This window comes from Clostridium hominis (genome assembly GCF_014287825.1).
Lineage (GTDB): Bacteria > Bacillota > Clostridia > Clostridiales > Clostridiaceae > Clostridium > Clostridium hominis.
In genome coordinates this window covers 1-10,056 of record NZ_JACOOO010000021.1, presented here as the reverse complement: position 1 = coordinate 10,056, position 10,056 = coordinate 1, and the positions used below count along the sequence as shown (strand labels likewise).

5 protein-coding genes and 2 rRNA genes are annotated in these 10,056 nt (G+C 29.7%); all 7 read right to left on the bottom strand.

The features are described from left to right. Window positions 1–108 (bottom strand): 16S ribosomal RNA (locus tag H8S20_RS10660); the annotation flags it as partial. A gap of 608 nt (window positions 109–716) precedes the next feature. After that, window positions 717–1,823, bottom strand: a complete 1,107-nt coding sequence (glgD, locus tag H8S20_RS10655; RefSeq protein WP_032116723.1) for a glucose-1-phosphate adenylyltransferase subunit GlgD — start codon at window positions 1,821–1,823, stop codon at window positions 717–719. A 25-nt stretch (window positions 1,824–1,848) separates the two neighbouring features. After that, the gene (locus H8S20_RS10650) at window positions 1,849–3,006 is read right to left on the bottom strand and encodes a glucose-1-phosphate adenylyltransferase (protein WP_032116725.1); all 1,158 of its coding nucleotides are present in this window, start codon (window positions 3,004–3,006) and stop codon (window positions 1,849–1,851) included. A gap of 342 nt (window positions 3,007–3,348) precedes the next feature. After that, window positions 3,349–5,784 (bottom strand): glycogen/starch/alpha-glucan phosphorylase, encoded by a 2,436-nt coding sequence (locus H8S20_RS10645; RefSeq protein ID WP_186860097.1) that lies wholly within the window; start codon window positions 5,782–5,784, stop codon window positions 3,349–3,351. Window positions 5,785–5,815: 31 nt separating this feature from the next. After that, window positions 5,816–7,252, bottom strand: a complete 1,437-nt coding sequence (glgA, locus tag H8S20_RS10640; protein WP_186860096.1) for a glycogen synthase GlgA — start codon at window positions 7,250–7,252, stop codon at window positions 5,816–5,818. A 13-nt stretch (window positions 7,253–7,265) separates the two neighbouring features. Beyond that, a complete protein-coding gene (gene glgB / locus H8S20_RS10635; protein WP_186860095.1) occupies window positions 7,266–9,305 on the bottom strand; it encodes a 1,4-alpha-glucan branching protein GlgB in 2,040 nt (679 codons plus the stop codon). A gap of 512 nt (window positions 9,306–9,817) precedes the next feature. Beyond that, window positions 9,818–9,934: ribosomal RNA gene (gene rrf / locus H8S20_RS10630) — 5S ribosomal RNA — on the bottom strand. Window positions 9,935–10,056 lie beyond the last annotated feature (122 nt).

Genomic DNA, 10,056 nt, shown 5'->3' with positions numbered 1-10,056 from the left:
TCACCCGTCCGCCGCTAGCTTTGTTCCGAAGAACTCCACTCGCTCGACTTGCATGTGTTAGGCATGCCGCCAGCGTTCGTCCTGAGCCAGGATCAAACTCTCAATAAAAAGTTTAATCTGTTGCTCAAATTACTTTGAGTCTTTAAATATTTTAAAAACTCTCAAAAGAATTGCTGGATTTATTTTAACTATATTCTGTTCAATTTTCAAAGACCATATTTTGTTATCGCTTCAAGCGACTTCCTTATCTTATCACCGACTCAACTTTGTGTCAACAACTTTTTTCAAAGTTTTTTCACATCATTTCGTTAGCAACGAGACTTATCTTATCACCTATCAAAACAACTGTCAAACACTTTTTTATCTTGTGTTTTTGTCTGTTTTGCATCAGCGACGAAATTTATCTTACCATCTCTAAAGTAAATTAAATACTAATATTTTGATTGTTTTTTAACATTACTACTACTTTACTCATTATTTCTCTGTTTTTCTATCTTTTAATACTATTGATACACTAGGTTCTGTGGTGCATTAACTATACTATACTTATCCACTATTCACACATTATCCACAGTATCTGTGCATTATATTAACTTCTTTATCAACAAAATTCACATTATCCACATATTATAAAAAAACAGAAAATAGCTATTCTAAACATCATACAAAAAAGTTTAGTAGCTACTTTCCATTTTAATATTATTTAACTTTACTATTTAGAACATTCTTTTTTTAGGAATTGTAAATGGATTATCTTCTAATCCTTTTAACTCTTCATTCTTTTTGATTACCACACCTTTATCTGTGATAACCCTATTCATTTTAACTCCACTTTCAATCATTCCATTTTGCAAGATTACACAATTTTCTAATACACTATCTTTTCCTATAAATACTTTTCTACCAACTATACAATTTCTTACTGTTCCTTCAATATATGACCCATTAGCTATTATTGAATTTACAACAGAACTATTTTCTGTATATTGAGTTGGACATTCATCCTTAGGTTTTGTATATATAGGTGAATTACTATAGAACAATTCTTTGCTTACCTTTTCTTTTAAGAAATCCATATTAGCTTCATAATATGCTTTGTTTGAATTTATGCACGCAAGATATCCGTTAAATTCATATCCTACTACCTTTAATGCTTTAAGGTTATCAGCAATACATTGTTTTACTTTTCTATACTTACCACTTTTAATTGATTTATATATCATATCTATAAATAGACTCTTTTTCATTATATACATTTCCATACTGATCTTCGAGTTACTTCTATAAGATATATTTTCTCCTATACTAATAACATTTGAATCATCATCTAAATTTAAAACTTCACAATCAGTAAAATTCTCTTTGCAATCCTTAACATTCTTATATACTATAGTGATATCATTTTCTTTCTCTCTATGATAATTTAAAACTTCATTGTAATCTATATTACATATCATATATGAAGAACTAATTAAAACGTAATCCCTTCTACTATACTCTATAAAGTCAATATTATCCCAAAAGTTATGAATATCATCATGTACTGGATCTAAATCTGCAAAATTAAACACTCTAAGACCATCTTTTTTGCGATGTAAGTCCCATGGTCTACCATTAGTTAAATGATCCATTAAAGACCTTGACTTATTCTTTGTAAATATTCCTATATTTTCAACACCTGAGTTTGTCATATTAGATAATACAAAATCTATTACTCTATATCTACCTGCTATAGGCAATGATGCTAAACTTCTATGTCTAGTTAATTCATTAATTCTTTGTTCGTTCTCATCTAAATTAATAATTCCTATACAATTATTCATATTCCTCTTCCCCCTATTAATACCCTTATGCTTCTATAGCATCTAAAATACTGCTACTTTTTATTTCCTCTTTGGCTGCAATAACAGCTATATTATTCCCATTTCCTATTTTACAGCTTCTTCTTACTATTGCCTCTGATCCTACAATAGCTTTCTCAATAACTACATTTTCCCCAATTTTAGCTCCTGACATTATTACAGAATCTCTTATAACAGTATTCTTCCCTACAGAAACACCTTCAAATAGTACTGAATTTTCAACTGTACCTTCTACCCTACATCCTTCTACTACTAGAGCATTTTTAACCACAGCATTTTTCCCAATATACTGAGCTGGTCTTACAGGGCTTACTGAATAAATCTTCCATTCATCATCATATAAAGTTAGACCATTTTCTCTTCTTAACAAGTCCATATTTGCTTCCCAAAGACTGCTTATTGTTCCAACATCCTTCCAATATCCCTCAAATGGATAAGCAAATAATCTATTACCCTCTTCAAGCATTTTAGGGATTATATTCTTTCCAAAATCATTACTAGACTCTTTATCTTTTTCATCTTCCTTTAAAGCTTGTCTTAATAACTTCCAGTTAAATATATAAACCCCCATAGATGCCATTCGGCTCTTTGGATTTGCTGGTTTTTCTTCGAATTCATATATAGATAAATCCTCATTAGTATTCATTATTCCGAATCTACTAGCCTCTTCAATAGGAACTTCTATTACTGCTATTGTTGCTTCAGCATTCTTCTCTTTATGAAACTGTAGCATTTTGTCATAATTCATCTTATATATATGGTCCCCTGATAAAACTAATACATATTCAGGATCATGGTTATCTATAAACTCTATATTTTGATAAATTGCATTCGCTGTACCTTTATACCAATTTCCTCCCTTTTCTTCTTGGTAAGGTGGTAATATTCTAACTCCACCGTCTCTTCTATCTAGATCCCACGGACTACCTATTCCTATGTGTGAGTTTAATTCTAATGGCTTATATTGTGTTAAAACTCCTACTGTGTATATACCTGAATTTGAGCAATTACTAAGTGGAAAATCTATTATTCTATATTTTCCTCCATATGGTACTGCTGGTTTAGCTAATTTCTTTGTTAGTACACCTAATCGTGACCCTTGTCCCCCCGCTAATATCATAGCTACAATTTCTTTCTTACTCACTACCTCTACATCTCCTCTCAACTTATACCCTCAACCTTTTATCTAAAAAAATTATGTTACCTACTACTTCTTAACTTTATATTAAAAACTTAAGTTAATTAACATTTCTAGGATTATGTTAAAAAACATTAAATACTTATTTCCTTACTTTATTTATATTAATAATTTCTATGCCTTTTCATGTTTTTTTATTACTTATAAAGCTTACTTCTCACAAAAATAACAGCACTTTTATATCTTAATCAAAAGTGCTATTACTTTTATGATATATAGCTTAAAGCTTCAAAGTTTCTTATTAAAATACTTTCATATTAAAATACTTTCATAATTAATTTTTAGTTATTATAAATTCTTATATAATACTTTAGAATCCCATATTCCAGTGGCATATTCTTTTATAGTTCTATCAGATGAAAAGATACCTGAATGAGCTATATTAACCCCACACATTCGTTGCCATTTTGCTTGATCTCTATATATAACATCAATCTTCTTTTGAGCTTCTAAATATGCATCAAAATCTTTCAGTACAAAAAACTCATCATTATAACTTAATAAATTTGCATATATTTTATTAAATTTATCTTTATCGCTATTATATCTACCACTTACTAGATCATCTATTACGGCTTTTACTCTAGGATTATTATTATATATATCCCAAGCAGAATAACCTCCATACTTATGGAAATTTAGTACTTCATCAGCATTTAATCCAAATATAACTATATTATCTTCTCCAACTTCATCTTTAATCTCTATATTTGCTCCATCTAGAGTTGCTATTGTTACAGCCCCATTCATCATAAATTTCATATTAGATGTACCTGAAGCTTCTTTTGTAGTTGTAGATATCTGTTCACTTAAATCCGCTGCTGGTATTATTCTTTCTGCTAAAGATACTTTATAATTATCCATCATAACTACTTTAAGTTTCTCATTGACTCTAGGATCATTATTTACTTTATCTGCTATACTGCAAATTAATTCTATAATATTCTTAGCAAGATAATATCCTGGGGCAGCTTTCCCTGCAAATATAATAGTTCTTGGAACCATATCTAAGCTTGGATTCTCTAATAACCTATTATATAAATCCATTATTCTTAGACAGTTTAATGTTTGTCTTTTATATCCATGAATTCTTTTAACTTGTACATCAAAAATAGAATTTGTATCTACTTTAATTCCTTTTGTCTTATAAATTTCTTCCGCTAACTTCACCTTATTATTTTGTTTTATTTGATTTAACCTAGATAATATATTTACATCATCTAGATGATTCTTAAACTTATCTAAATCCATAGGATGTCGTATAAAGCTATCTCCTATAGTCTCTTTTAAAAGATTAGTTAATTCAGGATTACATTTTAATAGCCACCTTCTATGGGTAATACCATTAGTTTTATTATTAAATTTAGATGGGTAAAGATAATAAAAATCTGCCATCTCTCTTTTCTTTAAGATTTCAGTATGAAGTTTTGCAACCCCATTTACACTATGACTTCCTACTATAGCTAAGTTAGCCATTTTTACATATCCATCTGATATTATAGCCATTCTAGATATCTTATCCCATTGACCTGTATACTTATTCCATAACTCTTGGCAATAACGTTCATTTATTTCCTCTACTATCATATAAATTCTTGGCAGAATAGTCTTAAACATATCTGTTGGCCACTTTTCTAAAGCCTCTGCTAATATTGTATGATTCGTATAAGAAATAGTATTTTGTGTTATTCTCCAAGCCTCTTCCCAAGATAATTCCTCTTGGTCTACTAATATTCTCATAAGTTCAGGTATTGCTAGTGTAGGATGAGTATCATTTATATGAATTGCTATCTTTTCATCTAATTCTTTAATATTTCCCCCACATCTTTTAAAATGTCTAATAATACTTTGTATTCCTGCACATACAAAGAAGTATTGTTGTTTTAACCTAAGCATTTTTCCTTCATAGAAGGAATCATCAGGATATAATACTAATGAAATTGATTCTACAGAATTCTTATAAGCCATTGCCTTTAAAAACTCTCCTCTACTAAATGAAGAAAAATCAAATTCATTTGATACTGGTTCCGCGCTCCACAATCTTAATGTATTTACTATATTATTTTCATAACCTACTATAGGTGTATCATAAGGAACAGCTAATACCGGCTCATAATTTACATGAATAAAGCTTAATTTTCCATTCACGTTTTCAACCTTTACTGAGCCACCAAATTTAACAATTTCAGCCTTATCAGCCTTTTTAGTTTCCCATACATTGCCGCCTCTTAACCAATTATCAGATACCTCTACTTGCTGTCCATCTACTATTTTTTGTTCAAAAAAGCCATACTTATATCTAATCCCACACCCTTGACCTGCTATTGTTAGTGACGCCATAGAATCTAAAAAACAAGCTGCTAGTCTTCCAAGACCACCATTCCCAAGCCCCTGATCTTGTTCTAAATCCTCTATCTCTTCTAAATCTATTCCCATCTCAGATAATGCTTCCTTACACATATCTCTAATTCCTAGATTTAAAAGACAATTACCTAATAATCTACCTAACAAAAATTCCATCGAAAAATAATATACTTGCTTATCTCCTGCTTTTTTATATTTCTTATTAGTTTCTATCCACATGTTTGCTACATAATCTTTTACAAGTGCACCTAAAGCTTCATACTTTTGTTGATTATTCCCTTCACTTAACTCTTTTCCATGTAGTTTAATAAACTTATTTTCATAATCTTTTTTAAAGGTATCCTTATCAATCGATAACATATATCTACCTCCTAAACAGGTGATCTCAAAATTAACAACTAGCTAACAGCTCCTCATATAACTTGTTATATTCTTGAGCTGATTTTTCCCAGCTATTATTTGACTCCATAGCTTGTCTTACTATACCTTTCCAATGTTCCTTATTTTTATATAGATCTAATGCATACTCAGTTATTGACATTAGTTCATTAGCGTTATAATTTTTAAACCCAAAACCATTACCTACTTTGTTATATTCATTATATGGACATATAGTGTCTTTTAGTCCACCTGTTTCTCTTACTATTGGAATACTTCCATATCTTAAGGCTATTAATTGCCCAAGTCCACAAGGTTCAAATAACGATGGCATTAAGAACATATCAGATGCCGCATATATCTTATGAGCTAATCCATTATCAAATTTAATATTTGCTGATATCTTATCTGGGTATCTATACTGAAGATTTTTAAATGTTTCCTCGTATAAATAATCTCCAGTTCCTAGAATTACAACTTGAATGTCATTTTGAAGTAACCTATCTATTATACTTATTATCAAATCACAACCCTTTTGATTAGTTAATCTAGAAACCAATCCAATCATTGGAGTATTTTCTTTTTGCGGTAAACCTAATTCTTTTTGTAATAATATCTTATTTTGAGCCTTTCCATTTAAATCTTCATAATTATATTTCTTAAATATAAAATTATCTTCTTCTGGATTAAACTCTTCATAATCTATACCATTTACAATTCCCTTAAGCTTAAAGCTCTTTTCTCTTAACAATCCATCTAATCCTTCACCATATTGTGGTGTTTTTATCTCTTCGGCATAACTATTACTTACAGTCGTAATTACATCACTATAATTTAATGCTCCTTTCATAAAGCTAGCACCACCGTGTAATTCTACACTTCCATTTGCCATTGGCATATAATCATAACCAAAATAGTTTGGTAAAATATCTGCTGAGAAAATTCCCTTAAATAATAAATTATGAATTGAAAAAGCCGTTTTTATATATGCATAGAATGGATCTTTACTATATTCTAGTTTGTGTAATACAGGTATCATTCCTGTTTGCCAATCATTACAGTTTATAATATCTGGTTTCCAATCAATTTCTTTTAAGAAACATAATACTGCCCTATCAAAAAACGCAAATCTTTCCGCATCATCATCATATCCATATAATCCATCTCTATTGAAGTAGTACTCATTATCAATGAAATAATAAGTTACTGATTTATATTCATATTTAAATATTCCACAATATTGACTTCTCCATCCAACAGGAACCATGAACCATTTTACAAACTCTAACTTATTAACATAATCTGCTTTTATATTTTTATGTTTAGGCAAGACTACTCTTGCATCTACTCCAAGATTTTGCAAAGATTGTGGTAATGCTCCCATAACATCACCTAATCCTCCTGTTTTAACAAATGGATTTGCCTCAGATGTAACAAATAAAACTTTCATCAAATTCCCCCCATTATTTATGATTATTAATATTACTTATAGATAGCACTGTTGCAGCCATTGGTGGAACCTTTATCTTAATAGAATAAGGCCTATTATTCATTTCTATATCTTCGGCTATCAAAGTATCATTCATTACTTGTCCAGATCCTCCAAACTCTACTCCATCCGTATTAAATACCTCTGTATATTCACCTTTATAAGGTACTCCTAATCTAAAGTCATATCTTACTACCGGAGTAAAGTTTAAAATAAATATCAATATTTCACTTTCATCTTTCGCCTTTCTTATAAAAGAAAAAATACTTGCGTTATTATTGTCTGCATCAATCCACTCAAATCCCTTATAATCGTAATCTAGCTCCCATAATGCTTTATTATCTTTATAAAACTTATTAAGAGACTTAAAATACTTTTGAGTTTTTTTATGATTTTCAAACTTATCTATTAAAAACCACTCTAGTTCTTCATACTCTCTCCACTCTATAAATTGTCCAAACTCACTTCCCATAAAAAGAAGCTTCTTTCCTGGATGTCCAATCATATATGCTGTATATAATCTTAATCCAGCAAACTTATTCCAAGTATCGCCCCACATTTTATTTATTAAAGAATGTTTTCCATGTACCACTTCATCATGAGATATAGGTAATATAAAATTTTCATTATAGTTATACATCATTGAGAAATTCATCTTATTGTGGTGATATTTTCTATATATAGGATCCATCTCTATATATTTTAGAGTATCGTTCATCCAGCCCATATTCCACTTAAAGCTAAAACCTAAACCACCGTCTTCTATAGGTTTTGATATTTTAGGCCATGAAGTTGCTTCTTCAGCTATCATCATTACATTATAAAAATCATCTCTAATAAGTCCATTTAAGGTTTTTATAAATTCAATAGCCTCTAGATTACCATTTTCACCATATATATTTGGTACCCACTCTCCATCGTTTCTTCCATAATTTAAATAAAGAATATTAGATACTGCATCTACCCTTAGCCCATCTATATGAAATTCTTTTAGCCAATACACTGCATTAGATATTAAGAAGCTTTTAACTTCAGGTCTTCCTAAGTCAAAATTACAAGTTCCCCAACCCTTATTTTCTGCTTTCCATTCTTCTTGATATTCATAAGTAGGTGTACCATCAAATCTATATAGCCCATGAATATCTTTGCAAAAATGACCTGGAACCCAATCCAATATTACTCCTACCCCTACTTTATGAAGTTCATCAATTAAATACTTCAAATCACTTGCATTTCCATACCTGGTAGTTGCTGAATAATACCCTGTTGTTTGATATCCCCAAGAAGCATCTAATGGATGTTCCATTAATGGCATTAATTCTACATGTGTGTAAGACATGTCCTTTAAATACTTAGGTAACTCATCGGCCAACTCCTTGTATGTTAAGAATTCTCCATTTTTTCTTTTCCAAGATCCTAGATGCATTTCATATATATTTATTGGACTTTCATACATGTTATATCTTCTTCTTTTGGTCATCCAACTTCTATCATTCCATCTATACTTATCTTTCTTTTCATCAACTACTACTGAAGCAGTGTTAGGCCTAATTTCTGATTTAAATGCAAATGGATCAGCTTTATAAGTATGTTCCCCATATATATTTTCTATCGAATATTTATATAAAGTTCCTTCATTTAAATTGGGAATAAATAAACTCCATATTCCCATTTCTGTTACCTTTTCCATCTTATTTTCTTCTCTTATCTCAAAAGATGAAAAGTCACCTACTACATAAACACTTTTTGCATTAGGTGCCCAAACAGAAAATCTAACTCCTTTTTTTCTTTTTTCAGTAACCATATGTGATCCCATAAACGCATAACTGTTGTAGTTTTTGCCTTCATGAAATAAATATGTGTTAAAATCTGTTATCCCACATTTTACTTTTTTTGTTGCTACCTTCTTTTCTTTCTTTTCTTGTATTTCTTCTATACTCTTATTTTTTAAACTTACTTCGTTCTCAGAAGATTTAGAAGTCTTATCATCAGATTCTAGAATATTTTGTCTCATGTTATGCCTCCTTACTACATTTGTTTTGTTTTTTTTATCATTTATGGAATATAATTGTATTATGCTAATTAATTTTATCATTATCAATAAAATATCATCAACACTTTTCAAGCGACATTAAATTTAATAAAACATTAAGTATACTTTTACATTTTTAAAAATTTAAATATTTAAATAGTATTATGTCGTTTATTTACGATTTACGTCTTTTTAAGTAGATAATTTCTTTAAATATAAATGAAGTTAAAAGTAATTTAAGTATATTATCAATATCTTATATTCAGAAAGAGACCTAAGATTATTCTTAAGTCTCTCCCTAAATATAACAACGTATGTTATGCTATTTCGTTAATATTTAAATTAAATTTCTTTATAAAAACATTAATATCTTCTTTACCAATACTCTTTAATATCAATATAATATTAATTCTATTTAATATTTTTTATCTAATCTTGTCTTTTATTTTTATACGACAAAAAAAGACCTAAGTTATACTTAGGTCTTTTTGCTAACCTAGCAACGTCCTACTCTCCCACACAGTCTCCCGTGCAGTACCATTGGCGCTGTAGAGCTTAACTTTCCTGTTCGGAATGGGAAGGAGTGTTTCCTCTACGCCATCATCACTAGATTCATTCAGAGTGTTCTCTGAAAATTGCACATGAATTTTATATTTTTTATTGGTCAAGCCCTCGACCTATTAGTATCAGTCAGCTAAATATGTTACCACACTTACACCTCTGACCTATCAAC